Source organism: Psychromonas sp. Urea-02u-13 (genome assembly GCF_002835995.1).
GTDB lineage: Bacteria > Pseudomonadota > Gammaproteobacteria > Enterobacterales > Psychromonadaceae > Psychromonas.
In genome coordinates, this window is record NZ_PJBZ01000068.1 from 23,416 (window position 1) to 48,863 (window position 25,448).

Consider the following 25,448-nt stretch of genomic DNA (forward strand, 5'->3'; position numbering starts at 1 on the left):
GTGAGCTCCTAATTAATGCGCTTCATCTGAAAAATCAGATGAGTGTTTTTGTAAATATTTAAGGACTAATGCTTGTGTATCACCGTCTAAATTCACGAATGACAACATGCCATTAAACATACCTGGCCAAGTGTTGGTATCGAAATGGTTTTCTGCTGGCTGGGTATGACAAACACTACAGCTAGTATCGTAAGTCGATTTAGCAAAGGTCCACAAGGTATCGCGAGACTCAGTCAAAGAACCATTACGTGCCCACAGTTTTACTTCTACTTTCTGCCAAGGCAAACCTGTCAGATCATCAATTTTAGTTTCACCTTTATTCATGTAGTCATCACTTTGCGCGACTTCTTTAGTCAGGTAACCATCGTTGATGTTCATTGCAAAGTCTTCAAACATAACACGGCCAAAACCTTTCGTTTTACGCCATACATCAAGCTCAACCTGAATCGCGTCACCTTCAACTGCCAGTACGGTTACTTTAGTGGCTGCATTTAATTGGCCCGCTTCAGTGGTCATTGTCTCATCGGTAAATAACGGTAGCTGTCGAACGCTGTAATAACTGTTGCCCGCTTTGTAGCCTGATGTCGCCATCTCTTCAAGTTTAGATAGCGTACCTTCACCAGAGTTCATGTTATCAGGTAAGTTATGTGCGATTCCTTTATGACAATCGACACAACTTTGATCGCGCTCAGCTGCCATTTTCATCTGTACTTGTGCTCGTTCAGACATTATTTCAAAGTCCATGCTTTCGTAGTTATGACAGTTTTTACATTCCATTGAATTATTTGCGCTGAATCGATCCCACTCATGCTGTGCAAGCTCGCCACGTTTCGCTAAGAATTTTTCGCGTGTATTAACCGTACCAAAAACAGTTGCCCAAACTTCCTTAGAAGCTTGCATTTTTCTGGCGATTTTATCGCTCCAATTGTGTGGAACATGACAATCTGGACAGGTTGCTCGTACACCTGAACGGTTTTGCCAATGCACTGTTTCTTGCAGTTCTACGTAGACGTTATCTGCCATTTCATGACAGCCAATACAGAACTTTTCGGTATTAGTTACTTCAAGTGCGGTATTAAAACCACCCCAAAAGATGATACCGGCGAGGAACCCGCCAATGGTTAAAAAACCGAAGCTTAAATGAACGCTTGGTTTGCTGGCAATGTGCCAAAAACGTTTGATGATTTGAATCATAATGAGACCTTAATAATTAGAGTGGAAGGTTAATGGCCAGGAGGACCCATTAAAAACATTTGTAGGAACCATATTCCAAAGCCATAAGCGCCAATTAAGGCAACACTTAACGCTGGAAATAGGCAAACAGTAAGTACAAGAAATGTTTTCCATTCTGAGGCCTTATTGTGTACTTCAGGCTCATTGTGATTATCTGACATAAGTATTCCAAAATAATAAATAATATTAGGACAATATATTGCCCAGCTCTCTGCTTTCCAGAGAGTAGGTTTGAAAAGAGATAAACTCAAGTTTACAGTCAAATATATAGCATGTAAATGCTTTGTATCTTATGTAACTTATTGTAATTGATGTGTTTTAATTGATCTAGATCAATGTTTTTTAAGGGAGTTGGTTTTGATGTTTTTTGTGGGAAGGAGTAACGCTGTCAATGCAGTTTATAACTTAGGCCATGATACTTTAACTGGTATTTTAACTGACATTTTGTTATCTACTAATCATAAGCGCTTCTAAAAAGACTTTTTATTTTTTCCTGGTCTAGCTAATTACTGCTTTGAGATCAATAGAATGAAGTTGTCGTGCAGGGGGGCTTTGAAACCTCTGTAAATCTACATTAGTAAAATATTAATGGGTAAATATTCAAATTAAAAAAAAGAGGCTTACTTATTTTAGTTGATTGGGAGTTTACCTCACTCAATCCAAATAAATAACCCTCATATTTTATTCTCATTTAGCGTTTAAAATAGCGCTTCTGAGCATTATAAAACTTTAATTGGCACTGCTTTACCAGCGAATTTAGTCGTCATTTCTTCAGTAGGAGGCGTAAATCGCGTTAAATCGATACCTTCTACAGCTGATTTGTACTCTTCGATGGTAGGGAAGCGACCTAGCACTGTTGAAAGAACAACTAAAGGCGTAGAGCCTAGTAGTGATTCACCTTTCTTCTCTGCAGTATCTGCTACAACACGACCTTGGAATAAACGTGTTGAAGTGGCGATAACAGTATCACCTGGTTCAGCTTTCTCTTGGTTACCCATACATAAGTTACAGCCTGGGCGTTCTAAGTACATAATATTTTCGTATTTAGTACGTGCAGCGCCTTTCGGGTTTGTATCGTCAAATTCGAAACCAGAATACTTTTGCAAGATATCCCAATCGCCTTCAGCTTTAAGCTCATCAACAATGTTGTATGTTGGTGGCGCAATCACTAATGGTGCTTTGAACGAAACGCTACCATTAATTTTCTCAAGGTTACGCAACATTTGAGCGACAATTTGCATATCACCTTTATGTACCATACAAGAACCAACAAAACCTAAATCTACCGATTTACCTTTGTAGAATGAAACAGGACGAATAACATCATGCGTATAACGCTTAGATGCATCTTCGTTGTTAACATCTGGATCTGCAATCATAGGCTGGTCGATAACGTCTAAATCAATCACAACTTCTGCGTAATATTTAGCATTGTCATCGGGTGCTAGTGCTGGATTAGTACCTGACTTAATATCACCGATACGTTTGTCAGCTAAAGCGATTAGGCCTTTAAGTGTTGCTGCTTCGTTTTCCATACCCTTGTTGATCATGATTTGGATACGGCTCTTAGCAAGCTCAAGTGACTCAATTAACGTTGCATCTTCAGAAATACAGATAGACGCTTTGGCTTTCATTTCTGCAGACCAATCGGTAAATGTGAATGCTTGGTCAGCTAGCAAAGTACCGATATGCACTTCAATGATGCGACCTTGGAATACATTCTCGCCGCCAAACTGCTTAAGCATTTGTGCTTGAGTCGCATGTACAACATCACGGAAATCCATGTGACCTTGCATGTTACCTTTAAACGTAACTTTTACAGAGTCAGGGATAGGCATTGCTGCTTCACCTGTTGCTAGTGCTACCGCTACTGTGCCTGAGTCAGCGCCGAACGCCACACCTTTAGACATACGAGTATGCGAGTCACCACCAATGATGATAGCGCGATCATCAATGGTAATATCGTTTAATACTTTATGAATAACATCAGTCATCGCTGGGTAGAGACCTTTAGGGTCACGTGCAGTGATAAGACCAAATTTGTTCATGAAGCTCATTAGCTTAGGAATGTTAGCTTTCGCTTTGTTATCCCAAACAGATGCCGTATGACAACCAGACTGGTAAGCGCCGTCTACTAATGGAGAAATAGTAGAAGCGGCCATTGCTTCAAGTTCCTGACAAGTCATAGGACCGGTCGTATCTTGAGAACCAACGATGTTTACTTTAACACGAACATCAGAGCCCGCATGTAATGCAGCTTCTGACTGAACGCCAACAGCGTTGTTATTAAATATTTTTTCAACCGCTGTCAGACCTTGGCCTTCATGCGAAATTTCTTTTGAAGTTGCATAGACAAGCTTTGTTGCAACGCCAAGTGTTTCTGAAGCAAACGTTTGTAATTTCTTACCAAATGTTACCGCGTAAGAACCACCGGCTTTCATGAACTCAACTTTTTGTGGTGTAAACGCTGAAGATATATCAGAAAGTTCTTTATCACCGTTGAATAATTTCTTAGCAACTGTATCGATAGTTAAAACTGACCCAGTTTCTACTGAGTAAGCTTCTTCTAAAACAGCATCGCCATTTGCATCAACAACAGTATTACCGTTTGCATCTACTTTCTTAACCCAGTTTTTAAGATCAAGACCGATACCACCCGTTACATCAACGGTTGTTAAGAAGATTGGAGAGATACCGTTAGTACCAGCAACAACAGGCGCGATATTAATGAAAGGAACATAAGGACTTGCTTGCTTACCAGCCCAAAGTGCCACATTGTTCACACCAGACATACGAGAAGAACCTACGCCCATTGTGCCTTTTTCAGCAATAAGCATGACTTTCGCTTCTGGGTGTTTAACTTGTAATGCTTTAATTTCTTCTTGAGCTTCTGGCGTCATCATACATTGGCCATGTAACTCACGGTCAGCACGTGAATGCGCTTGATGACCAGGAGAAAGTAAATCAGTTGAGATATCACCTTCACCAGCAATATAAGTGACTACTTCAATTTTTTCTGCAACGTTAGGTAATTTAGTGAAGAACTCTGCTTCAGCGTAGCTTTCAAGAATCTCTTTAGCGATAACATTGCCAGCTTTATAAGCTGTTTCAAGACGGCTTGTATCTGCGTCGTATAGGAATACTTGTGTTTTTAATACTTTAGCTGCTGTAGTTGCCACTGATGCATCATCAGATAGGGCTAAATCAAGTAGCACGGAAATTGAAGAACCACCTTTCATGTGTGACAACAATTCAAAAGCAAATTCTGGGGTTATTTCAGCAACGTCGAATTCACCTAAAATGATCTCTTTTAAAAATGCTGATTTTGCACTTGCAGCACTAGTCGTGCCAGGCAAAGTGTTATAAATGAAGAAATTAAGCGAATCTTTTCGATACTCATTTCCTAAATCTTTAATTTGACCAATTATTTCTGATAATAAATCAGCAGAATCAATTGGTAGAGGAGCTAATCCTAGCTCATTATTACGACTTTCAATTTCTTTGATGTACTCTAAATATAGACTCATTTAAAACTCTCTCTCTAGTGTGCTAAAAATATTATCATCATTTTTAGCAAGGACAAATTTTGCCAACAGTTTACCTGATTTTCTAGTAACGACTAGGTTTTGGGCGAATTAACATTAAATTAACACTATTCATGTGATTTATGTTGGATAGCAGAAATCGTAATGTTAATTATCTTTGTTAAATTTTTACTATTGATGGTACTCATTCGCGTAGATTGCTTTGTCTGAATAATTCTTCTTGGGTGTCATTCAGCTTTCAAGTGGCATCAGAAAAATCGATCAAGTCTCTTTTTTTGAAGGGGCTAGGGTGTTTGAAAAAGCGGAGCTTGAAAAACTATATATTGAAAATATTGGGCCTCACTTTTAAACGCGAAGAAAACAGCGTTATTACTCTTTATTAAAGATAGCGCCACAAGCAATGCGTACGAGGGAGATACACATAGAGCACATTGTCACCGGTCGTAATTCAACGAAGATGCACAGATATTTTCGATTTAGCACAGTATTTGCTGCCTAAATACTGTGAATTGAAAGTAACAATGTTTGTTTCTATTTATAGCTATTACTTATCGAGTCGTTTAAATCGCATCAAAATAATCACTTAAGCTCTGCTAATTTGACTCTGTTGTTGAATATATTAAGTATGCATAACTATAAAAGTGTAGGCGCCCTTATAAGGTATCGCTATTTGAACTTTCATTTAACCTTATTAGCGATAAAGCTGACTGAGTTATTGCAGTGAAAAGCATCATAATTAACGTTATTTAACTACTCATTTAGATTAAATATCATTCAAAAGACTATTTTCGGTCACTAGAAATAAACTTTTTTATGCATATAGGATATATCATATTTATTTTTAGACTGAATGGATATAAAATAACTATTTGATAAATAACAATCTAGGTTAATCTAATGTGACAAAAGAATGAAAAATCTTAAATTAGCTTGTTTTTTCACCAAAAATTGATATTATCTTAAAAGATGACAAAAAACAGAGGCTGTCGAAACAGTCCAGTAATAATCAATGACAAAATGAAATAAAAATAGATAAAGTAGGGGGGTTGCTACGATAAGCAAAATCCTTCTCTATTTTTAATAATCGATATTAAATAAATCATAAAAGTGGGTGCTATTATGTTAGAAAAAAGCTTAGTTGTGGGCGAATACCACATTGACACAAGTCAAAACAGTCTTATTCACGGAAGCCGTAAGGTTTACTTAGGTCCATTACGTACATCGTTATTACATTTCCTATGTAAAAATGTAAATACAGTAGTAACTCGTGAAGATCTTGCTCAACATGTATGGGGACGTCTAGTGACGGATCATACAATTAACCAACATATTTCTCAATTACGTAAAAGTATCGGAACATTAAGCTTACACGGCTTAAATATCTCTACTATTCCAAAACGTGGCTACATTGCTCGTATGGAAGGTGTTGGCGTTTCTGAAAACAGTATTGCTCCAATGACACAATCTGAAGGTGCTAGTAACGTCATCAGTACGATGAAAGTATTAGTCGTTGAGGGTGCTGCTACTGACCGTATCCAGCTAATCGAATTATTAGAAGAGCTAGACGTTGCATATGTTGAAGGTGTTGCTACAACAATTGAAGCAGAACGTTCTGTTGCACTTCAAGACTTCGATTTAGTGATTGTTGATACTTTATTATCTGATAACTCAGGTATTGAACTCATTAAAAATATCCGTATAGGCCAAACATCAGCCGCTGCTGATATCTGTATTTTAAGCTCTCATTTCGATGTTCAGCGTGAGCTACTTGGTTTAAACAGCTTATTAGACGTGCAAGGTTTATTATTAAAACCTTTCGAATCTAGCCGTTTAAAGCAAATGTTAATGGTTGCTACTAAATCAAATGTTGTTTTAAAACCACAAGCCGCTTACGAGCTTGTACCAACAGACGTATTAGAAATTGCAGCATCAGCTAAAGCTGTAAACAGCTAGTCACTGACTTTTTATTAAAGGCTCCCATGGCAACATGGGGGCCTTTTTTGCTTTTAAGAAGATGTAATGCCAATCGAAATAAATAGCTGATAAATTTTACTTGTTAAAATAGCTTATTTCCGCGTTGTAAATCTCGTAAAGGGAACAACCATTCACATCAATTTACGCCTTGATCTAAGCTATTTTTCCTACGCAAGAATTAGATCACATACTTAATACAATTGGTATAAAAATGGAATTCGAATTTAGAAAAGATTTTATTACTGAGCACGCAACCGTTCAAACTGAAATGGACCATGAGGCCATTGCAACCTGGCTTGAAATGGAAGGGCAGTCTACCGCCTGGGTTGAAGCGCTTATTGTAAATATTATTGCTGTACAAACGAGAGCATTAACAGAGTATAAATTAGCGGGCAGTGAATTTAATTTGTTATTAACCAATGCAGACGCACAAGTGACCAATCACCGTTTGATGGAAACTGATGAAGATGAAACGTTAGATGATAGTTTGTCATTCTATGATGCTGAAATAGAAGCGTGTTGCGGATTAGAGGACTTTAAAAACTTAATTGAGTCTTGGTTAGAGTTTATAAGCTAGATAGCAGACTTGATGCACGAAGCTAGAAGGCTTAATGCTTTCCAGCTTCAAGCGATTAGCTTTTAACTATGTTGTAGTACTAATGTTGCCATTCCTAAAAATGAGAATAAACCCACAACATCTGTAATGGTTGTTAATGCCATCCCACCTGCTAATGCAGGGTCAATTTTATACTTATGCATAATCAACGGAATACTCACACCAGCAATACCTGCAACGGATAGGTTAATAAACATCGCTCCGGCAATAATAATACCGACAGTAATATCTCCTTTCCATATCACGACAGCGATGGCAACAAAGATTGCCCAAACCATACCATTTAAAAGACCAATAGCTGCTTCTTTACCAATTAACCAACGTGTATTGGTATTACCTATATGTCCGACTGCGATACCACGAATAACCAGTGCTAATGTTTGGTTACCTGCAATGCCACCCATGCTTGGAACGATAGTCATTAATACCGCTAAAGTTGCCATCTGTTCTAATGTTGCTTCAAACATATTCGACACAGAGGCAGCAATAAAGGCTGCAATTAAATTAATCGATAACCATACCGTTCGACGCTTAGCACTGGGTAAAATAGGGGCAAAGGTATCTTCATCATCGTCCATCCCCGCCATACCCATCATGGAATGTTCGGCATTTTCACGGATAATATCAACGACATCATCGATAGTAATACGACCCAGTAATTGGTTGTTATGATCCACAACAGGCGCTGAAATCCAATCATGTCGCTCGAATAACTTGGCGATTTCAAGTTCAGGCATTTCTGCTAATAAACTACCTGTTTTATTGTTCATGACTTCTTTGACAGAAAGCGACGGGTCGACGGTTAATAGTGTTGAAAGCGGCACATCACCAATAAGGTGATCGCCTGCATTAACTACATATAAAGTATCAGTGGCTTCGGGTAGTTCACCTTTAAGGCGTAAATAGCGTAATACCACATCGATAGAAACGTCAGGACGCAGAGTGATAGTGTCGGTATTCATGATAGATCCGGCTGTATCTTCAGGATAAGCCAATGCTTGCTCTACACGATGTCTATCCTGAGCATCCATTTGCTCCAGCACTGCTTGGTAAAGACTATCTGGGATGCCACGTAATATATAAGCAAGATCGTCGGTATCCATGCCTTCTGTGACTGCCACTAGATTAGTGGCATCCATCAGGCTGATAATGCCATCTTTGGCATCTTCATTTAATTCTTCGAGGATTTCACCTTGCTGATCATGATCTGTGAGGTTCCAGAGGACTTTACGATTTGCGGGGGGAGAAGACTCAAGTAATAGTGCAACATCACAAGCATGCATTTTTTCAAGGATGCTGCGTGCCAGTACAAACATGCCACTTTCGAGTGCTTTATTGATGGTTTGCAGTTGCTGTTGGGTATCTTTTAACTCTGTTTTTTCCAGCATCTGCTTTCTCCGAATTATTCTTCTTCTAAAAATTTATCTTCAATTAACTGGGTAACGGCTGACATTGCTTGCTGAGCTTCATTACCTGTCGCTATAATTTCTATCTCTTGGCCATAACAAGTCTCTAATACCAATAAGCCTAGAACACTGTCTGCATCGGCTTGCTTATCATGATGTCTAATCGTAATTTTGGCATCAAAATCATTAACTAATTCAACAAGTTTAATGGTTGCACGTGTATGTAAACCCAATTTGTTCTGTATTGTAATAGTTTGCTTGATGATATCCACTTTTTTATGCTTCTCTTATTTTACACGTAAACATTTGTGTTCGATTTGCACCTGATACTTACTCTTAAAGCGAGAGGCAATTTTTTCGGTTAGATACACTGAACGATGTTTTCCACCTGTGCAACCAATTGCAATAGTGACATAGTTACGATTGTTATTTTCTAGGTGTGGTAACCACGATTGAAAGAGGTTTTCTATCTGATTCGCCGTCTGTTCAACGACTGGAAATGATTCCAAGTAATCAATAATAGGCTGCTCTTGCCCATTGTATTGCTGTAATTCTGCTTCCCAATGAGGGTTGGGTAAAAAGCGCACGTCAAAAATGTAATCAGCGTCTTCAGGGTGAATATATTTAAAGCCGAATGATTGAAAAATAATTAATAGGTTACTTTTACTTGAACCTTGTAAATAAATCTTAAGTCGCTCATTCAAATTGTGAATTGACAGTGTTGTTGTATCTATCTCAAGGGCTGCACTTTGCTTGATTGGCGCTAATAGCTCACTTTCGAGTTCTAGTGCCTGTGAAAGCGATAGCTTTTGTTTTGAAAGGGGGTGCAGTCGTCTTGTTTCACTATAGCGACGTATTAGCTCTGTACTGATTGCATCAATATAGAGAATTTCTATCTCTACTTTTGCTTTGAGTGTTGCTAATAGTTGCTCAATATCTTGTGCGCTACTGGGTAGGTTACGAATATCTAAAGTGATGGCGATTTTGTTGTTGATAGGATCAACACTATCGATAAGCTGTTCTAAAAGCTGAAAAGGAACCCCATCAATACAGTTGTAACCTAGATCTTCAAGCACATGTAGTGCAATTGTTTTCCCTGATCCTGATCGCCCACTAATAATGATTAGCTTCATTTTATTTCCTATCGATTAGTCGATTTGCAGTAACTTATATAAACTTTCATTATTTTCAGCACTTCTGATTTGACGTATATAACGTTTATCTAACAGTTTTTTGCTGATTTCTGACAATGCCGTCAAATATTGTTTACAACGGTCTTCGGGAACAAAGATAGCAAACAGTATATCCACTTTATTTCCGTCATAGGAATCATAGTCTATACCTGAGCTACATTGCATAAAAATAGCCGTTGCAGAGTGTGAGCTATCAATTTTAACATGGGGAATTGCAATACCATGACCCACCCCAGTAGAGCCTATTTTCTCTCTGGCAATGAGCGCATTAAATAACTGCTGGGGATCCATATCTAATTTTTCAGCTGCAATGTGGCTAATTTTTTCTAAAGCACACTTTTTGCTAGTACAAGTCGTTTGACTAAAAACAGATTCTTTATCTAATAGTTCAGATATTTTCATATTAACTTTTTTAATTGCTACATTTGGCGCGATTTTATCAGGTTAAAATAGAATGGCTATTAAGAAATCTTATTTTCTTAACATTTATCAGTATTGAAGCAATGACTATGTGTATTTACTCAAATTATAACAATTGTTTACGCTGATTTGATGGAGGAATTCCTAAAGACTCTCGGTATTTTGCAATCGTGCGTCGAGCGACTTTTATTCCCTGCTGTTCTAATAATTGCGTTATTTTATTATCGCTGAGCGGCTTTGTTGTAACTTCTGCATTTACTAATTTTTTTATTAATGCGCGAATGGCTGTAGATGAACACTCTCCACCACTTTCAGTTGCAACATGACTGGAAAAGAAAAACTTGAGTTCGTAAATACCACCTGGAGTATGCATAAACTTTTGTGTGGTAACACGTGAAATAGTGGATTCATGCATTTCTACTTCATAGGCTACATCATTGAGTACCATTGGTTTCATGGCCTCATCACCGTATTCAAAAAAGGCTTGTTGTTGCTGTACTATACAGTTAGACACTTTTAACAGCGTTTCATTGCGGCTTTCAAGGCTTTTGATGAACCATTTGGCATCTTGCAGATTGCCTTTGATAAATTGAGAGTCTGTTTTGCTAATCTTACCTTTACAAAGATCTGCATATTGTTGATTAATAGACAGGTTGGGATTGCAGTCTGGGTTGAGCGAGACACGCCATTGTCCGGCAATTTTTTTAACATAAACGTCGGGCACAATGTATTGTGCTTGAGTATCTTCAAACTGATTACCTGGTCTTGGTTCTAGCGTTTGAATCAGGCGCATTATTTCCGCAAGCTCTGGTTCTTTTAATTTTGTCTTACGCGCTAGTGTCCTATAATCTCGATTTCCCAATAAATCCATATGCAGTTCGAGTATGTTTAATGCTTCATCACGCCATGGTGTTTCTTTTGCAAGATGGCGTAGTTGTATTTGCAGGCAGTCTTGTGCTGATTTTGCGGCAATACCAATAGGGTCAAAATGTTGAACTCTTTTTAATACGGCTTCTATTTCATCAAGTTCCAGGCCTTCAACTTCGTTAGCTAGCGCTTCTAGAATAGAGTCACAGGTACTTGTTAGGTAGCCTGATTCATCGATAGAGTCGATAATGGCCATCGCAATAAGCAGGTCTGTTTCTGTGAAAGGGGTCAGTTGCATTTGCCAAATAAGATGATCTTGCAGTGAGACTGAAGATTCGCCTTGATAGATAGTATCTTCACCATCGTAACTTGCTGAGCCAGAAGAAACAGACGTCGTTGGAGGTGGTGTATAAGATTCTTCCCAATTATTTTCGTCGGGTGTTTCCTGTGAAAACTCTTGTTGTGTTAAGGCTTCACTGGTATCTAATTGACTACTGTCTTTTTCTTTTATTACTTCTTCGACAGAGCTATTATCTTCTTGATCAAGAAGAGGGTTTTCATCAAGTGCGTTCTGTATCTCTTGCTGTAACTCAAGGGTTGATAGTTGTAATAATTTTATGGCTTGCTGTAATTGAGGGGTCATCGCTAATTGCTGACCCATCTTTAATTGTAACCCTTGTTTCATCAAAGCAGCTTCTTCCTATCTAAATTAGGCTTTAACTATAACCTATAGTTTGAATTCTTCACCGAGATACACTTGTTTTACATGATCATTTGCTAATATTTCGTCTTGCGTCCCAATTGCAATAATTTCACCATGGCTAACAATATAGGAGTGTTGACATACATCTAATGTTTCACGCACGTTATGATCGGTAATTAATACACCTAAACCTCTATCACGTAACTGACCAATGATATTTTTAATATCAATAACAGAAATAGGGTCAACTCCGGCAAAGGGTTCATCAAGTAAAATAAATTTAGGCTCTGTCGCAAGTGCACGGGCAATTTCTACACGACGTCGCTCGCCACCAGAAAGGCTCATGCCTTTATTATTGCGAATATGCTGAATATTAAACTCTTCTAACAAAGTATTTAGTTTTTCTAAACGTTGTGCTTTAGTCAGCTCTTTACGTGTTTCTAAAATACCCATGATATTTTCAGTCACGGTTAAACGACGAAAAATAGAGGCTTCTTGAGGAAGGTAACCAATGCCTTTTTGCGCTCGGATATGCATAGGATGATGAGAAATATCTTCATCATCAATGACAATCGTGCCTTCATCTTGTTTCACAAGGCCAACAACCATATAGAATGAAGTGGTTTTTCCTGCCCCATTTGGTCCGAGTAAACCAACTATTTCGCCTGTTCTAACGGTTAAACTAACACCATTAACAACAGTGCGGCCTTTGTAGCTTTTTACTAAACCTGTTGCGATTAATTCTGCCATTATTGTTGCTCAGTCTGTTGCTTGTTGTCTGTGTCTAATTCTGCGCTAGGCTCATTGTTTTCTGTTTCTGTTTCTGCTACAGGGCTTGGTTCACTTTTTTCTTTTTCAAATTGAGAGGGCAAAAATACAGTTTTAACACGTTCTTCAGTTGCTTTATCACTTTTAACAATTAGCTCTTCTGTTTCAAGAAAGTAAATTATTTTAGCACCGTTTATCTGGCTATCGAGCTGTTTTACTTGAGCGTTACCGGTCAGTGTTATTTTTGATTTAGCGACATCATAGTGAATCTTGTCTGCTTCTGCATCAAAGGGTTTTCCATCATCTTGTGTTTGATAGAATGTCGCTACTTTACCTTCTGCAATCATAATTTCATGATTTGCTAATGTGCCGCGAATGACGGTTAGCTTATCACCTGTTATTTTTATCGTGCCTTGTGTTAATAATACATCTTCGGTAAAAACGATGGTATTACTCTTCATTTTGGCATGTTGTCCCACAGAGCTTACATTGATTGCTTGATCGTAATCAGACTCTAAAGCTTGTGCTGATAGTGACCAGATCATTGCGCCAAAAATTAAACTTATTTTATTTATTTTCATTTAGATATACCGATTTAACCTGTTTTTTTACAATTAATTCTTCGCTAGCAAGTGATGCCCACATACCAATGCCCTGTTGCTTCATTTGTGGGCCTTGCCAATGGACAAGCAATTGACTGCTAAGTTCTTTTTCTGCGAGTAACACTGTCATTTTTTCAGTATTCATTGTTTGTACTAATTGATCTAAGCTGAGATTTTTTACCCAGACATCGCCAAATAACAATAATTTATTATTTTCTGAAAGAGTGCCATTTTGAGCAGTAACTTGCCACGTTGTTACGCTATTATCCTGTTCATTTGTTATATATAAAATAACTTTTGGATTTTCAAAAATGGTGATCTCTTTATCACTGTAACTTATTGCTTTCGTAGCATAAGTTTTATGCGTGATTTTCCCTGTTTCATCATAATGGGTATTATCGAGGTTGTATGCAATATAGCTCGGATGATGTTCTGCGAGTACAGCAAGTTCGTCCTGGGGTTTTAGATATAACCAGGTTAAAAAAGCAATAAGAAGGAGAGCGTAGGGAATGGCTTGGCGTTTATTCATCTATTCGCTTTTACCCTGTGTTGTATTGAGCTTATTGTTGCACTGTAAAAAGAGATCACAAATTTCACGTACTGCGCCAAATCCACCTTTTGTATGGGTGATTAAGTCAGCACCTTGTAATACAAGAGGGTGTGCATCAAAAACAGCAATGCCTAATCCACAATGTTGCATAACAGGTAGATCAACTACATCATCACCAATATAAGCGACTTCTTCACTGGTTAGTTCCAGCTCTTCAAGTAAAGAGTGATAAACACTTAGTTTATCGTCGATGCCTTGTTTAATATGCGTGACACCTAATGCTGTCATTCGGTTTTCAACAATATTTGATTGGCGACCGGTAATAATCGCGATCTCAATACCCATGTTCATTATCGCTTTCATGCCAAAGCCATCTTTAGTGTGAAAGGCTTTCAACTCTTCACCTTGATTGCCGAGGTAGATGCGACCATCGGAAAACACGCCATCAACATCACAAATCAATAGTTTTATTTGTGATGCACGGTGGTAGTTTTCATTGCTTATAAGTCCGTAGGGCGTTGTGAACATCTGATCCTCTATTTTAATCGTTTATCTGGTAAATAAAATAGCAAAATGGGGGGGGCAAGGCGAGTAATGATTATCTGTTTTGTCATAATAATATTATAAAACAGAGAAATTACGTGCATTAAGGTTTGAATATTAGCTGTAATCCCATAAACTAGCGTTCAAATCATCAAATGAACATCATAATTTATGGCGCAATCAAATCACTTAGTGATAAAAAAACTCTCTTTTTCTCGAAATGAACGATTACTTTTTGATGATCTTGATTTCGAATTTGAAAGAGGAAAAATTACCGCAATTCTTGGCCCAAGTGGCATAGGAAAGACAACCCTATTAAAATTGATAGGTGGACAACTCCCGGTTGACAGTGGAGAAATACTTTTTAATAACCAAGCTATTCACAATTGTAGTGAAAAGGTGCGTTATCAAGCGCGTCAAAAAATGGGCATGTTATTTCAAAGTGGTGCGTTATTTAACGATCTTTCTGTCTTTGAGAATGTCGCGTTTCCGCTACGTGAGCATTTCAAATTAGAAGAGTCATTACTGCAAACCTTAGTGCTTATGAAATTAGAAGCGGTGGGCTTACGTGGAGCGAAGGATCTAAAACCTGCTGAACTTTCTGGTGGTATGGCAAGAAGAGTGGCACTTGCTCGTGCTATTGCGCTGGATCCTGAATTAGTGATGTACGATGAACCTTTTACCGGACAAGATCCTATTTCAATGAATGTTTTGCTTAAGCTGGTAAAGCAGCTTAATAGCACACTTGGAATCACTTCAATTATTGTTTCTCACGATGTTAATGAAGTGCTTTCTATTGCTGATAACGTCTATGTATTAGCGGAGCAAAGCATTATTGCCAGTGGGTCTGTAGACGATATTTTTAAACAAACAGATAACGCATTATTGCAGCAGTTTTTATTAGGTAAAAGCGAAGGGCCTGTACCGTTCCACTTTAAAGGCGCAAGTTTTGCAGATGACTTGGAGCAGGTAAATCGATGATAACCTCTTTTATAAGCCATGTAGGTCAAACGAGTTTAACATTTGTGCACTTAATTGGGCGTGCATGTTTAATGTTGTGGTTAACGTTATTTGGTAAGCCACATCGCAAGTTATTCCCGTTGTTTATTCAGCAACTTTTTCAACTTGGTATTTTATCACTGCCTATTATCTTAACCTCCGGTTTATTTATCGGTATGGTACTGAGTTTTCAGGGATATTATGTACTGGTCGATTATGCCGCAGAGCAAAGCTTAGGTAGCCTCTCGGCATTGTCCTTGTTACGTGAGTTAGGCCCCGTCGTTGCTGCTCTTTTGTTTGCGGGTAGAGCAGGTTCATCATTAACAGCTGAAATAGGTTTAATGCAAAGCACAGAGCAGATAGCGAGCATGGAAATGATGGCTGTTTCTCCTTACAAGCGTGTACTTGCGCCACGTTTAATTGCTGGCATTGTGGCGCTACCATTATTGACCTTACTGTTTAACGTAATGGCAATCTGGGGAGGGTATTTAATTGGAGTTAGCTGGTTAGGCGTTGATAGTGGCGCTTATTGGTCTGTTATGCAGGGCAGTGTTGATTATGTACCTGATGTGCTGAATGGCGTCTTAAAAAGCGTCATCTTTGCCATTATCATTACTTGGGTTGCACTTTATAACGGTTATTATGCAGTACCTACTGCACGAGGAATTAGTCTCTCAACAACAAAAACGGTTGTTATCTCATCATTGTTAGCGCTCGCAATGGACTTTGTATTAACTGCCTTAATGTTTGGCGCTTAGAATTTATTAATTGGAATTAGTTATGTCTCAGAAAAAAATTGAACTATGGGTCGGGTTGTTTGTCATTAGTGCAGGGCTATCGCTCGCAATATTGGCCTTTAGCGTGGCAGGTCTTTCCTTTAAAGGAGAGGGCAGTAGTTATACGTTAAACGCTAGCTTTTCGAATATCGGGGGGTTAAAAGTAAGAGCGCCTATTAAAGTCGGCGGTGTTGTAGTGGGTAGAGTCGAAGAGATAACTTTAGATGTGCAAAGCTATATGGCTGTTGTTCGTTTATCAATGTTCGAGAATAAAGGTAGTTATCCAGAAACATCGTCATTGTCTATATTAACCTCTGGTTTACTCGGTGAGCAATACATTGGTATTACGCCAGGTTTTATTGATGATGATATCGAGATGCTTGCTGATGGCGATACCATTGAAGATACAAAATCTGCATTGGTATTAGAAGACTTAATTGGTCAATTTATCTACTCACTTAATAAGGACGATTAATGCGCATTGCTCTGTTTATGTTTTTCAGTTTACTGACTTCATTCGTTTACGCGGATGCCGTTGTTGGTAATAATCCTAATGAGGTTATTCATTCCGTTTCCAGTAATACGTTTGCGCGTATTAACGCTGAAAAAAACAAGTTAGAAACGCAACCAGGTTATATCAAAGTCATTATTGAAGAAGAGTTGATTCCTTACTTTGATTATAAGTATGCTGCTTATAAAGTGATGGGAGCACATTTAAAAAAGACAACAAAAGAACAGCGTAATGATTTTGTAAGCGCTTTTAGAGATTATTTAGTGAATGCTTATGGCCATATTTTATATGAATATGATCAGCAAGAAATTGAAATATTAGATAATAGCCATTTTAAGGATAAGAGAATAATCTCTATTCCTGTTAGAATTCGTGATAAAAATGGGCAAGTAACACAAATCGCCTTTAAATTACGTAAAAACAAAAAAACAGGTGAATGGAAAGTGTTTGATGTGATTGCTGAAGGTATTAGCATGCTTAATACTAAGCAATCAGAGTTCGGTGATCTTATCCATAAAAAAGGCATCGATCATGTTATTGCGCTTTTAGAAAAGAAAAATAATGAATTTTAAGGGCGATGCACAAATGATTGAGCAAAAAGCAATCTCTGGAAATTTAGTGCTGAGTGAGTTGTCAAAGCAATCATTCCCCAATATTAAAAGTTACCTCACTATAAAAACAATTGATTTGCAGGGGGTAAAAAATATAGACTCTGCGGGTATTGCCTATTTGGCACAAATTAAAACAACCTATTCAACGATAAAATTTATCAATGGCTCCGAAAAGATTTCTATATTATCGGCGTTATACGGGGTTGATTTTCTATTTACAGAACGAGGCTTTCAATGAACATTGAAATTATAAAAGAAAAATTAGAAAGTACATTAACGTTACAAGAATGTATTGTAAAAGGTGAAAATGGTACTTTTCAAGTGATTGCTGTTGCTGAGTTCTTTAATGGAATGAGCCGCGTAAAAAAACAACAAACAATATATGCGCCATTAACCGAAGAGATTGCATCTAATGCAATCCATGCTTTAACCATTAAAGCGTTAACGCCAGATGAATGGCAAAAACAAAAACATTTTATTTAGTCAGTTAGGAAGGTAGTTCGATGGGTCAGTTTTTAATTCAAGGTGGTTGCCAGCTAAACGGCGAAGTAACTATTTCAGGTGCCAAAAATGCGGCATTACCAATTCTTTTTGCCACACTGCTTTCAAAGGGTGATGTTAACTTAACTAACGTGCCTTTATTAAAAGATATCTCTACTACGTTAGAGCTTTTAGAAGAACTTGGTGCAAGTACTTCACAAGATGGGCATAGCGTACATATAAACGCTTCAGGTGTAAAAAACTACACAGCTTCTTATGAGCTAGTACGTAGTATGCGCGCTTCTATTTTGGCATTAGGTCCATTAGTTGCACGTTTTGGAGAAGCGGATATTTCATTGCCTGGTGGCTGTGCAATTGGTGCTCGACCTGTCAATCTTCATATCCATGGCTTAGAGCAAATGGGCGCCATTATTAAAGTTGAAGACGGCTTTATTAAAGCACGTGTAGATGGTCGCTTAAAAGGCTGTCATTTATACATGGATATGGTGAGTGTTACTGGTACTGGAAATTTGATGATGGCGGCTGCGCTTGCTGAAGGCATAACCACTATTGAAAATGCGGCTAAAGAGCCTGAAATGGTTGATCTTGCTAATTTCATTAATGCAATGGGCGGCAAAATAACTGGTGCGGGTACTGATAGAATTACTATCGAAGGTGTTGAGTCTTTAGGTGATTGTAGTTACCAAGTTCAACCAGATCGCATTGAGACGGGTACCTTTTTAGTCGCTGGTGTGGTTAGTGGCGGTAAAGTGAAATGTCTTAAAACTGATCCAAATCTCTTAATGGCTGTCCTTGGGAAATTAGAAGAGGCCGGTGCATTAGTGACTTCAGGTGACGATTGGATTGAAGTTGATATGCATGACAGAGAGCTTAAATCTGTCAATATTACTACTGCACCTTTTCCTGCTTTCCCAACGGATATGCAAGCGCAATTTACTGTATTAAATACAGTTGCGCCAGGTACTGGACGTATTAAAGAGAATATCTTTGAAAATCGTTTTATGCATGTGCCTGAATTACAACGTATGGGCGCAAACATTGAGCTTGAAGGTAATCTTGCAATTTGTGGCGATCATGATCAATTAAGCGGTGCTAAAGTGATGGCGACGGATTTACGTGCGTCAGCAAGTTTAGTTATTGCAGGATTAATTGCTCAAGGCGAAACGATTGTTGATGAAATTTATCATATCGACCGTGGTTATGAAGCGATTGAAGATAAGCTAATCCCACTCGGCGCGAAGATGAAACGTATCGAAGAGTAAGCTTTTTAGGTTAATAAAAAGGGAAGCTAATGCTTCCCTTTTTTGTGCCTGAAATTCAATGATTAAAAACTAAAGTTCCCTGTAATGTTCTTTGTTTAAGCGCCCTTACTTTCTAAAGTAAGGGCGTTGTCTTAATACCTTTACTATTACGTTTTAGGCGTACTTAGCTCGCCAATAACAACAGATAATTGAATCTCTTTGCCTTTTCTGAGCAAGGTAAGTGTGGTTGTATTACCCGGTTTTATTTCCGCAACACTGTCCATTGCCATGATGAGATTGATTACCGGCTTGTTATCAATTTTTAATAATATGTCATTTACCTTCACGCCAGCATGAAAGGCAGGACCATTATCCTTGACGGATTTTATAATAATGCTGTTTTGAGATTCCAATCCCCATAAACGTGCCAGTAATGGATCTAGATTTTCAGCAACTAAGCCTAAAGATCCCCTGATAACACGACCATCTTTAATTAAGCTTTTCATAATACGTTGTGATAATTGGTAAGGAATCGCAAAACTTATACCGGTGCTTAGGTTTTGTGTCGTGGTATAAAACTCAGAAGTGTTAATACCCACTAACTCGCCACGACTATTGATGAGTGCGCCACCAGAGTTTCCTTCATTAATAGCGGCATCGGTTTGCAAGAAGTCTTGTCGCCCCGATGAACTCATTCCGTTACGGCCCGTTGCACTGATAATGCCTTGGGTAATGGTTTGCCCTAAGTTATAAGGGTTACCGATAGCGAGGACAATATCACCGACTCTTGGTATGTAATCTAAATTTTGTGGGATGACAGGTAAGTTATTACCTTCTATTTGTAATACCGCTAAATCAGTAATGGCATCACTGCCAACTACTTTGGCACTGAATAAACGGCCATCTTGTAAGGCAATGAGAATTTGGTCTGCTTGTGCGACAACATGAAAGTTGGTGAGGATATACCCTTTTTTATCGACAATAATGCCAGAGCCTAAACCGGTTGGTTGTAGGTGCTGTTTATTATCGATGCTTGAATCGACGTATTGTTGTGAATATATATTCACTACCGCTGGAGAGGCTTTCTTTACTGCTTCACTGTAGCTAGAAACTTGATTGTTATTGAGTAAATTACCAAGCGTATGAACGAATTTAGTCCCATACATAACCACAATAGCAATAATAACTCCCCAGAAAATGGGTTTTATAAAATAAAAAAACTTTGCTTTGAAGTTCATAAAAGCGTGCCAATGTTGAGGGAAAAAAACAGTATATATGATGGTGTTGTATTATTTCTCTTTTTTATCTTTTTGCTTTGTACTTTTTATTCAAATCTAAGCAATAAAAAAGAGTATTAATATCAGTGAATGATGCTCAGTATTGATAACGTTATCTTCAATAATCTTATTGCTTTTGTAAACTGTAATTGTTTTGTGTATTTCATTGTTTTGTGTTGACTTTCTTTTTATGAAAAATGTATTATGTGCTTATTTTAATAATTTCAAGGAAGTAAATCGTATGTCTGCTATTAAACTGTTTTTAATCACTTGTAGTTTCGCCTTTTTAGCTGCTTGTTCATCAACACCTGAGCCTCAAGTAGAAAGTGCAAAAACTGAAGTTAAGCCTGCCGTTGAGACTGAAACAGCACAAAACGAAGTGGCTCCAATAGCGGTTGAATACTCTGGTGTTGAAGTGTTGAGTAGCTGTTTAGAATATGTGATTATTCGAAATGATGAATTTATTGGTTACCAGCCACGTTATTTTGATTTTGATGCGACGGTTTCAACTGAAAAAGCAGATAAGCAAATGAGCTGTGTTGCTGGCTTGTTAAAAGATTACCCAGAGCAGATTGTAGAAGTTCGTGGCTATACTGATACTAAAGGTAGTGAAGCGTATAACTTATTACTTTCAGAAAAGCGTTCAGCTTCTATTACTGCGGAATTATTAATCCTAGGCGTACCTGAGAAACAACTCTCTAATGTTGCTGTAGGCGAAAGTGAACCTGTTAATAAAAATCTAACGGAAGAAGAGCGTCGCTTAAACAGAAGAGTTGAATTTGTTTTAGTGAACCAAGATTAATAGTAATCGGGCTAATAGATTATAAAAATCTCGTTATTATTAACGCCCTAGGGTAAGTAATAACGTAATAAAAAGGGGAAGGTAATTAATTACCTTCCCCTTTTTGTTTTTATGACTTTTAAAGATTAATCACTTTAAAGATTATTAATCTTATGAAAGCTAAATTAAAGCTGTAAAAATGCTTTCTTAGCAGCTGTTAACGTATCTTCAATATCTTGGTCTGTATGCGCTAAAGATAAAAAACCTGCTTCAAAGGCTGAAGGTGCTAAATAGATACCTTCGGCTAACATGAGGTGAAAGAATTTTTTGAATTTCTCTACATCACAATCACAAACATCTGCAAAGTTTGTTACCTGCTGTGCTTCGGTGAAGAAGAAACCAAACATACCACCGACGTAATTTACCGCTAATGCAACGTTTGCCTCTTTGGCTACTTGTTGTAAACCCAGTGCTAGCTTTTCTGTTTTCAGTGCAAGTTGTTTGTATTCTGGCGTGTCTAACGCATTTAATGCGGCAAGTCCTGCCGCCATTGCAATAGGGTTACCTGAAAGTGTACCCGCTTGGTAAACTGGACCCGTTGGCGCAATGTGTTGCATTATTTCTTTTTTACCACCAAAAGCGCCCACTGGCATGCCGCCACCAATCACTTTACCTAATGTTGTTAAATCAGGGGTGATACAGTAGTGAGCTTGTGCGCCACCTAATGCAACACGAAAACCTGTCATCACTTCATCTAAAATAAGTAACGCGCCGTATTGATCACAGATTGCTCGCAGGCCTTGTAAAAAACCTTCTGCAGGTGGAATACAGTTCATATTTCCGGCAACGGGCTCAACAATAATACAAGATATTTGCTCTGGGTATTCTGAAAATAACACTTCGACAGAGGCTAAATCATTATAGTTTGCAGTCAGGGTATGTTTAGCAAAATCAGCTGGAATACCTGGAGAGCTTGGTTGACCTAAGGTAAGCGCACCTGAGCCAGCTTTAACTAATAACGAGTCTGCATGGCCGTGATAACAACCTTCAAATTTTAAAATTTTATCGCGGTTTGTATAACCACGTGCTAAACGAATCGCACTCATTGTCGCTTCAGTACCTGAGCTCACCATGCGTAATTGTTCCATTGAAGGAACCAGGCTTTTCACTTTCTCTGCCATGGTGATTTCAATAGCTGTGGGTGCGCCAAAACTTAAGCCATTCTCTGCCGCTTCAATAACGGCTTTTTTAATTGCCGGGTGATTGTGGCCAAGAATCATCGGTCCCCATGAGCCGACATAATCAATATACTGTTTTTTATCGACATCAAAGATATAAGCATCCTGTGCACGTTCAATAAATAACGGACCTCCGCCTACGCCATTAAAAGCACGAACAGGGGAGTTTACGCCACCAGGAATGATATCCTGTGCGCGTTGAAAAAGAGTTTTTGAATGGCTCATGCTATTCCTATTTGTAGTTATTTTAAGAGGCGACAATATAGCAGATTCTCAGCATTGTGAATAACAGGTAATTATTTTTACCTTCAATGGTTTATTTGAGCTATATCAGGTTTCTATTTGTTGTTTATTTTATATAATAGCTTTTTCCCGCTTTCACCTACATAAAGTTGTTTTCAATTGTATGAAAAATACCGTGTCATCTTTTTTTATCAATAATTTCCGTCGTTTTGTGGATCGTTTCTTTACACGAAAAAGCAGTGCGTTATTGATCTGGTTATCTGTTTTTATTGGCGTCTTAGCTGGCGCTATGTCAGCTTTATTTGATCACGGTATTATTTGGATTAGCGAATTACGATTATATCTTATTGCCACCTATAGTGATTCCGCGGTGCCGATGTGGGCGGTGGCTATTCCTATCTCATCGTTGATGGCGGGGCTGGCATTTTATATCACTCATCGATTTGCACCTGAAGCGGGTGGCAGTGGTATCCCTGAAATAGAAGGGGCGATGGAAGGGATGCGTCCGGTACGTTGGAAGCGTGTTATTCCGGTTAAGTTTTTTGGTGGATTGTTAGCGCTAGGTAGTGGCATGGCATTGGGTCGCGAAGGGCCTTCGGTGCAATTGGGTGCAAACCTTGGACGTATGATCTCAGACATTTTTAAAGTAAACAAAGTAGATGCTCAAGCGCTGTTAGCAGCCGGGGCTGCTGGTGGTTTGGCTGCTGCCTTTAATGCACCACTTGCGGGTATTATGTTTGTGATTGAGGAGATGCGTTCTCAATTTAATTACAGTTTAACCTCGACAAAAAGCGTATTTATGAGCGCCGTGATGGCGACCATTGTGATGCGTTTGATTACCGATCAAGATGCCGTTGTGACAGTGACCCAATACTCTCACCCCGATTTAATGTCTTTGTGGTTATATCTTCTTTTAGGTTTCTGTTTTGGTGTGATTGGTATCCTCTTTAATAGGATGATTCTTGCGACACAGGATATGTACTTATTGATTCATAAAAATCAGCGCTGGCGTTTTGTTTCCATTGGTCTTTTTCTAGGGGCTATTTTTGGCGCGTTATCAATTGTGCAACCGGACATCGCATTTAGTGGTATCGAGCTGATTCCTGAAGTTGAAGGTGGGCATTATCTGATGGGCGGATTACTCATGCTGTTTATGTTCCGTACTATTACCACCTTATTGAGTTTTGGTTCGGGTGCCCCTGGCGGTGTATTTGCGCCAACACTTGCATTAGGGACTCTATTTGGCATGTTATTTGGTTTGGCCGCACAGCAACTGTTTCCTCATTTGGTGACGGATGCCGGTACATTTGCTATTGCGGGTATGGGCGGCTTATTTGCGGCTACGGTAAGAGCGCCAATCACTGGCATTTTATTAGTTATTGAAATGACTAGTAATTATGAAATGATTTTACCCCTTATTGTAACTTGCTTAGGTGCTACAATGGTGGCTCAGTCTTTAGGAGGGCGACCTATTTATACGCAACTTCTAGAGCGCACAATGAAACTTTCTATGCGTCGTAAACGTCAAGAAACAACACGTAAAGCGATGTCACGTGTTGCCCCTACAGATCCTAAGGAATAACAGTGAAACGGTTAAGAAATAGTGTTGTAAAATGGTTAGTTATCTCACTACTATGTTTATTATTAGGCTTTTTTTTAGGCAAGTTTAAACAGGATATTTTAGACGAAAAGTTATCTGTGATGGCGGTCGATTTACACACCATAAAAATTCGTAACCAACGTGTAGAAACAGACCTTTCACGTGTGCAGATTATCTCTGTTTCGGACCAACAGACAATTAAAAGTTTGCTTCAAAGTAATAAACAGCTTCAAAATGAACTCGCCATTGTTAATAATAAATTGTATTTTTATGAAGGTGTTATCTCGCCAGAGTTAGAAAAAACAGGGGTGAAGGCACATTCATTTGAAATGACTGAAAATGCAAAAACGGGTGGTTGGGATTACGAGCTTGTGCTTATGCAGTCAAAAAAGGGCAGACGTTTTTTAAGCGGCAATATCGATATTAGCTTGTCCATTTTTGAAGGCGAAAATTTAAAAAAAGTATCACTTTCTGCATTGACTGAAACACTTGAAAAAAGCTTTAAATTTAAATATTTCCAAACCGTGCAAGGTAGTTTTGTATTACCTGAGGGAATGATGGTTGATGAGGTGATTGTAAACTTAAATGTTGTGGGTAATCGTTGGTACAAAGCACAGCGTGTTGAACAACTTTATGATTGGCGTGTATTAACGACACATGATGTCGGTGATGCCAGTGAATATGATAGTAGTGACAATAGCACGACACCATAGAATAAATAGTTGAACAAAACAGTCGGGTATTAGATAATGCATGATAGATCACATCGAATTAGAGGTTAACATGACATCCGAAGTAGAAATGGCATTACCCATTTATTTCAGCGATAGCGCTGCAAATCAAGTAAAAACACTAATGGAAGACGAAGAAGCTAACATGAAGTTACGTGTTTATGTTACGGGTGGTGGTTGTTCTGGTTTTTCATACGGGTTTACCTTCGATGAAAAAGTTAATGACGGCGATACACAAATAGAGAAAAACGACGTTACTTTGATTGTTGATTCAATGAGTCTGCAATACTTAGTGGGTGGCACTGTTGATTATACAAGTGGCTTAGATGGCTCACGTTTCTTTATTGATAATCCAAATGCAACAGCAACCTGTGGTTGTGGCTCTTCATTCTCAATTTAGTCTAAATCCCGCTCTATTAAAAAGTGATGAAGTTTTGAAATACAATGCTTCATCAATTTTTTCATTTAAAACCCCGCTCAAATAACAATACCTCTCATTTTGCCTAGTAATCAGCTTCA

27 protein-coding genes are annotated in these 25,448 nt (G+C 38.3%); 13 read left to right on the top strand and 14 right to left on the bottom strand.

Going from position 1 to position 25,448, the window contains the following annotated elements:
• Positions 1-12 precede the first annotated feature (12 nt).
• The 3 genes from torC to CXF74_RS12595 form a co-directional block, all read right to left on the bottom strand.
• On the bottom strand, positions 13-1,194 hold the full coding sequence (gene torC, locus CXF74_RS12585) for a pentaheme c-type cytochrome TorC (RefSeq protein WP_101082783.1): 1,182 nt from the start codon (positions 1,192-1,194) through the stop codon (positions 13-15).
• 29 nt (positions 1,195-1,223) lie between these two features.
• Positions 1,224-1,394: a periplasmic nitrate reductase, NapE protein gene (locus CXF74_RS12590; RefSeq protein WP_101082784.1), complete on the bottom strand. Its 171-nt coding sequence runs from the start codon at positions 1,392-1,394 to the stop codon at positions 1,224-1,226.
• Between the two features lie 558 nt (positions 1,395-1,952).
• Positions 1,953-4,760, bottom strand: coding sequence for a bifunctional aconitate hydratase 2/2-methylisocitrate dehydratase (locus CXF74_RS12595; RefSeq protein WP_101082785.1), 2,808 nt, complete (start codon positions 4,758-4,760; stop codon positions 1,953-1,955).
• A gap of 1,137 nt (positions 4,761-5,897) precedes the next feature.
• On the opposite strand from CXF74_RS12595, the gene CXF74_RS12600 reads away from it, so the two are divergent.
• Together CXF74_RS12600 and CXF74_RS12605 are read left to right on the top strand one after the other, a co-directional pair.
• On the top strand, positions 5,898-6,731 hold the full coding sequence (locus CXF74_RS12600; protein ID WP_101082786.1) for a winged helix-turn-helix domain-containing protein: 834 nt from the start codon (positions 5,898-5,900) through the stop codon (positions 6,729-6,731).
• Positions 6,732-6,963: 232 nt separating this feature from the next.
• Positions 6,964-7,329, top strand: a complete 366-nt coding sequence (locus tag CXF74_RS12605) for a YacL family protein (protein WP_101082787.1) — start codon at positions 6,964-6,966, stop codon at positions 7,327-7,329.
• A 62-nt stretch (positions 7,330-7,391) separates the two neighbouring features.
• Here CXF74_RS12605 and mgtE read toward each other — a convergent pair whose 3' ends face one another.
• From mgtE to kdsC, 9 genes are all read right to left on the bottom strand, one after another.
• Positions 7,392-8,756 carry a magnesium transporter gene (mgtE, locus tag CXF74_RS12610; protein ID WP_101082788.1) on the bottom strand — a complete coding sequence of 455 codons (1,365 nt, stop codon included), beginning with the start codon at positions 8,754-8,756 and terminating at the stop codon, positions 7,392-7,394.
• A 14-nt stretch (positions 8,757-8,770) separates the two neighbouring features.
• Positions 8,771-9,046: an HPr family phosphocarrier protein gene (locus tag CXF74_RS12615; RefSeq protein WP_101082789.1), complete on the bottom strand. Its 276-nt coding sequence runs from the start codon at positions 9,044-9,046 to the stop codon at positions 8,771-8,773.
• A 15-nt stretch (positions 9,047-9,061) separates the two neighbouring features.
• On the bottom strand, positions 9,062-9,907 hold the full coding sequence (rapZ, locus tag CXF74_RS12620; protein ID WP_101082790.1) for an RNase adapter RapZ: 846 nt from the start codon (positions 9,905-9,907) through the stop codon (positions 9,062-9,064).
• A 15-nt stretch (positions 9,908-9,922) separates the two neighbouring features.
• Complete coding sequence (locus tag CXF74_RS12625) at positions 9,923-10,369, bottom strand: PTS sugar transporter subunit IIA (RefSeq protein ID WP_101082791.1); 447 nt, start codon at positions 10,367-10,369, stop codon at positions 9,923-9,925.
• 124 nt (positions 10,370-10,493) lie between these two features.
• On the bottom strand, positions 10,494-11,939 hold the full coding sequence (locus tag CXF74_RS12630; protein WP_101082792.1) for an RNA polymerase factor sigma-54: 1,446 nt from the start codon (positions 11,937-11,939) through the stop codon (positions 10,494-10,496).
• 42 nt (positions 11,940-11,981) lie between these two features.
• Positions 11,982-12,707 (bottom strand): LPS export ABC transporter ATP-binding protein, encoded by a 726-nt coding sequence (lptB, locus tag CXF74_RS12635; RefSeq protein ID WP_101082793.1) that lies wholly within the window; start codon positions 12,705-12,707, stop codon positions 11,982-11,984.
• Positions 12,707-13,306: a lipopolysaccharide transport periplasmic protein LptA gene (gene lptA / locus CXF74_RS12640; RefSeq protein WP_101082794.1), complete on the bottom strand. Its 600-nt coding sequence runs from the start codon at positions 13,304-13,306 to the stop codon at positions 12,707-12,709. Before lptA ends, lptB begins: the two co-directional genes overlap by 1 nt.
• Positions 13,293-13,856 (bottom strand): LPS export ABC transporter periplasmic protein LptC, encoded by a 564-nt coding sequence (lptC, locus tag CXF74_RS12645; RefSeq protein WP_101082795.1) that lies wholly within the window; start codon positions 13,854-13,856, stop codon positions 13,293-13,295. Before lptC ends, lptA begins: the two co-directional genes overlap by 14 nt.
• A complete protein-coding gene (gene kdsC, locus CXF74_RS12650) occupies positions 13,857-14,405 on the bottom strand; it encodes a 3-deoxy-manno-octulosonate-8-phosphatase KdsC (protein ID WP_101082796.1) in 549 nt (182 codons plus the stop codon).
• Between the two features lie 186 nt (positions 14,406-14,591).
• Here kdsC and CXF74_RS12655 point away from each other — a divergent pair, with 186 nt between their 5' ends.
• From CXF74_RS12655 to murA, 7 genes are read left to right on the top strand one after another with little or no spacing between them, the layout of a single operon-like run.
• The gene (locus CXF74_RS12655; protein WP_101082797.1) at positions 14,592-15,401 is read left to right on the top strand and encodes an ATP-binding cassette domain-containing protein; all 810 of its coding nucleotides are present in this window, start codon (positions 14,592-14,594) and stop codon (positions 15,399-15,401) included.
• On the top strand, positions 15,398-16,177 hold the full coding sequence (gene mlaE, locus CXF74_RS12660) for a lipid asymmetry maintenance ABC transporter permease subunit MlaE (RefSeq protein WP_101082798.1): 780 nt from the start codon (positions 15,398-15,400) through the stop codon (positions 16,175-16,177). Before CXF74_RS12655 ends, mlaE begins: the two co-directional genes overlap by 4 nt.
• Positions 16,178-16,199: 22 nt before the next feature.
• Entirely contained in the window at positions 16,200-16,670 is a 471-nt protein-coding gene (gene mlaD / locus CXF74_RS12665; RefSeq protein ID WP_101082799.1) for an outer membrane lipid asymmetry maintenance protein MlaD, read from the top strand.
• Positions 16,670-17,278: an MlaC/ttg2D family ABC transporter substrate-binding protein gene (locus tag CXF74_RS12670; RefSeq protein ID WP_101082800.1), complete on the top strand. Its 609-nt coding sequence runs from the start codon at positions 16,670-16,672 to the stop codon at positions 17,276-17,278. The genes mlaD and CXF74_RS12670 overlap by 1 nt, the downstream gene beginning before the upstream one ends.
• Positions 17,268-17,555, top strand: a complete 288-nt coding sequence (locus CXF74_RS12675) for an STAS domain-containing protein (RefSeq protein WP_232772515.1) — start codon at positions 17,268-17,270, stop codon at positions 17,553-17,555. Before CXF74_RS12670 ends, CXF74_RS12675 begins: the two co-directional genes overlap by 11 nt.
• Positions 17,552-17,800 (top strand): BolA family protein, encoded by a 249-nt coding sequence (locus CXF74_RS12680; protein WP_101082801.1) that lies wholly within the window; start codon positions 17,552-17,554, stop codon positions 17,798-17,800. The genes CXF74_RS12675 and CXF74_RS12680 overlap by 4 nt, the downstream gene beginning before the upstream one ends.
• A 20-nt stretch (positions 17,801-17,820) precedes the next feature.
• Positions 17,821-19,080 (top strand): UDP-N-acetylglucosamine 1-carboxyvinyltransferase, encoded by a 1,260-nt coding sequence (gene murA, locus CXF74_RS12685; RefSeq protein ID WP_101082802.1) that lies wholly within the window; start codon positions 17,821-17,823, stop codon positions 19,078-19,080.
• A 146-nt stretch (positions 19,081-19,226) separates the two neighbouring features.
• Here the strand turns inward: murA and degS are convergent, their stop codons facing one another.
• Positions 19,227-20,297, bottom strand: coding sequence for an outer membrane-stress sensor serine endopeptidase DegS (gene degS, locus CXF74_RS12690; protein WP_101082803.1), 1,071 nt, complete (start codon positions 20,295-20,297; stop codon positions 19,227-19,229).
• A gap of 280 nt (positions 20,298-20,577) precedes the next feature.
• Here degS and CXF74_RS12695 point away from each other — a divergent pair, with 280 nt between their 5' ends.
• Entirely contained in the window at positions 20,578-21,138 is a 561-nt protein-coding gene (locus CXF74_RS12695; protein ID WP_157822401.1) for an OmpA family protein, read from the top strand.
• A 164-nt stretch (positions 21,139-21,302) separates the two neighbouring features.
• Here the strand turns inward: CXF74_RS12695 and hemL are convergent, their stop codons facing one another.
• Positions 21,303-22,580: a glutamate-1-semialdehyde 2,1-aminomutase gene (hemL, locus tag CXF74_RS12700; protein ID WP_101082805.1), complete on the bottom strand. Its 1,278-nt coding sequence runs from the start codon at positions 22,578-22,580 to the stop codon at positions 21,303-21,305.
• A 193-nt stretch (positions 22,581-22,773) separates the two neighbouring features.
• Here hemL and clcA point away from each other — a divergent pair, with 193 nt between their 5' ends.
• The 3 genes from clcA to erpA all read left to right on the top strand — a co-directional run bounded on the left by clcA (position 22,774) and on the right by erpA (position 25,329).
• Positions 22,774-24,180 carry a H(+)/Cl(-) exchange transporter ClcA gene (gene clcA / locus CXF74_RS12705; protein WP_232772516.1) on the top strand — a complete coding sequence of 469 codons (1,407 nt, stop codon included), beginning with the start codon at positions 22,774-22,776 and terminating at the stop codon, positions 24,178-24,180.
• A 2-nt stretch (positions 24,181-24,182) separates the two neighbouring features.
• Positions 24,183-24,911: a DUF6776 family protein gene (locus tag CXF74_RS12710; protein ID WP_101082807.1), complete on the top strand. Its 729-nt coding sequence runs from the start codon at positions 24,183-24,185 to the stop codon at positions 24,909-24,911.
• Between the two features lie 70 nt (positions 24,912-24,981).
• Entirely contained in the window at positions 24,982-25,329 is a 348-nt protein-coding gene (erpA, locus tag CXF74_RS12715; protein ID WP_101082808.1) for an iron-sulfur cluster insertion protein ErpA, read from the top strand.
• Positions 25,330-25,448: the final 119 nt, after the last annotated feature.

Excerpts from the sequence above, each read along its gene's own strand:
- torC (WP_101082783.1), bottom strand. The coding sequence starts at position 1,194 with ATGATTCAAATCATCAAACGTTTTTGGCACATTGCCAGCAAACCAAGC.
- CXF74_RS12590 (WP_101082784.1), bottom strand. The coding sequence starts at position 1,394 with ATGTCAGATAATCACAATGAGCCTGAAGTACACAATAAGGCCTCAGAA.
- CXF74_RS12595 (WP_101082785.1), bottom strand. The coding sequence starts at position 4,760 with ATGAGTCTATATTTAGAGTACATCAAAGAAATTGAAAGTCGTAATAAT.
- CXF74_RS12600 (WP_101082786.1), top strand. The coding sequence starts at position 5,898 with ATGTTAGAAAAAAGCTTAGTTGTGGGCGAATACCACATTGACACAAGT.
- CXF74_RS12605 (WP_101082787.1), top strand. The coding sequence starts at position 6,964 with ATGGAATTCGAATTTAGAAAAGATTTTATTACTGAGCACGCAACCGTT.
- mgtE (WP_101082788.1), bottom strand. The coding sequence starts at position 8,756 with ATGCTGGAAAAAACAGAGTTAAAAGATACCCAACAGCAACTGCAAACC.
- rapZ (WP_101082790.1), bottom strand. The coding sequence starts at position 9,907 with ATGAAGCTAATCATTATTAGTGGGCGATCAGGATCAGGGAAAACAATT.
- CXF74_RS12625 (WP_101082791.1), bottom strand. The coding sequence starts at position 10,369 with ATGAAAATATCTGAACTATTAGATAAAGAATCTGTTTTTAGTCAAACG.
- CXF74_RS12630 (WP_101082792.1), bottom strand. The coding sequence starts at position 11,939 with ATGAAACAAGGGTTACAATTAAAGATGGGTCAGCAATTAGCGATGACC.
- lptB (WP_101082793.1), bottom strand. The coding sequence starts at position 12,707 with ATGGCAGAATTAATCGCAACAGGTTTAGTAAAAAGCTACAAAGGCCGC.
- lptA (WP_101082794.1), bottom strand. The coding sequence starts at position 13,306 with ATGAAAATAAATAAAATAAGTTTAATTTTTGGCGCAATGATCTGGTCA.
- lptC (WP_101082795.1), bottom strand. The coding sequence starts at position 13,856 with ATGAATAAACGCCAAGCCATTCCCTACGCTCTCCTTCTTATTGCTTTT.
- kdsC (WP_101082796.1), bottom strand. The coding sequence starts at position 14,405 with ATGTTCACAACGCCCTACGGACTTATAAGCAATGAAAACTACCACCGT.
- CXF74_RS12655 (WP_101082797.1), top strand. The coding sequence starts at position 14,592 with ATGGCGCAATCAAATCACTTAGTGATAAAAAAACTCTCTTTTTCTCGA.
- mlaE (WP_101082798.1), top strand. The coding sequence starts at position 15,398 with ATGATAACCTCTTTTATAAGCCATGTAGGTCAAACGAGTTTAACATTT.
- mlaD (WP_101082799.1), top strand. The coding sequence starts at position 16,200 with ATGTCTCAGAAAAAAATTGAACTATGGGTCGGGTTGTTTGTCATTAGT.
- CXF74_RS12670 (WP_101082800.1), top strand. The coding sequence starts at position 16,670 with ATGCGCATTGCTCTGTTTATGTTTTTCAGTTTACTGACTTCATTCGTT.
- CXF74_RS12675 (WP_232772515.1), top strand. The coding sequence starts at position 17,268 with ATGAATTTTAAGGGCGATGCACAAATGATTGAGCAAAAAGCAATCTCT.
- CXF74_RS12680 (WP_101082801.1), top strand. The coding sequence starts at position 17,552 with ATGAACATTGAAATTATAAAAGAAAAATTAGAAAGTACATTAACGTTA.
- murA (WP_101082802.1), top strand. The coding sequence starts at position 17,821 with ATGGGTCAGTTTTTAATTCAAGGTGGTTGCCAGCTAAACGGCGAAGTA.
- degS (WP_101082803.1), bottom strand. The coding sequence starts at position 20,297 with ATGAACTTCAAAGCAAAGTTTTTTTATTTTATAAAACCCATTTTCTGG.
- CXF74_RS12695 (WP_157822401.1), top strand. The coding sequence starts at position 20,578 with ATGTCTGCTATTAAACTGTTTTTAATCACTTGTAGTTTCGCCTTTTTA.
- hemL (WP_101082805.1), bottom strand. The coding sequence starts at position 22,580 with ATGAGCCATTCAAAAACTCTTTTTCAACGCGCACAGGATATCATTCCT.
- erpA (WP_101082808.1), top strand. The coding sequence starts at position 24,982 with ATGACATCCGAAGTAGAAATGGCATTACCCATTTATTTCAGCGATAGC.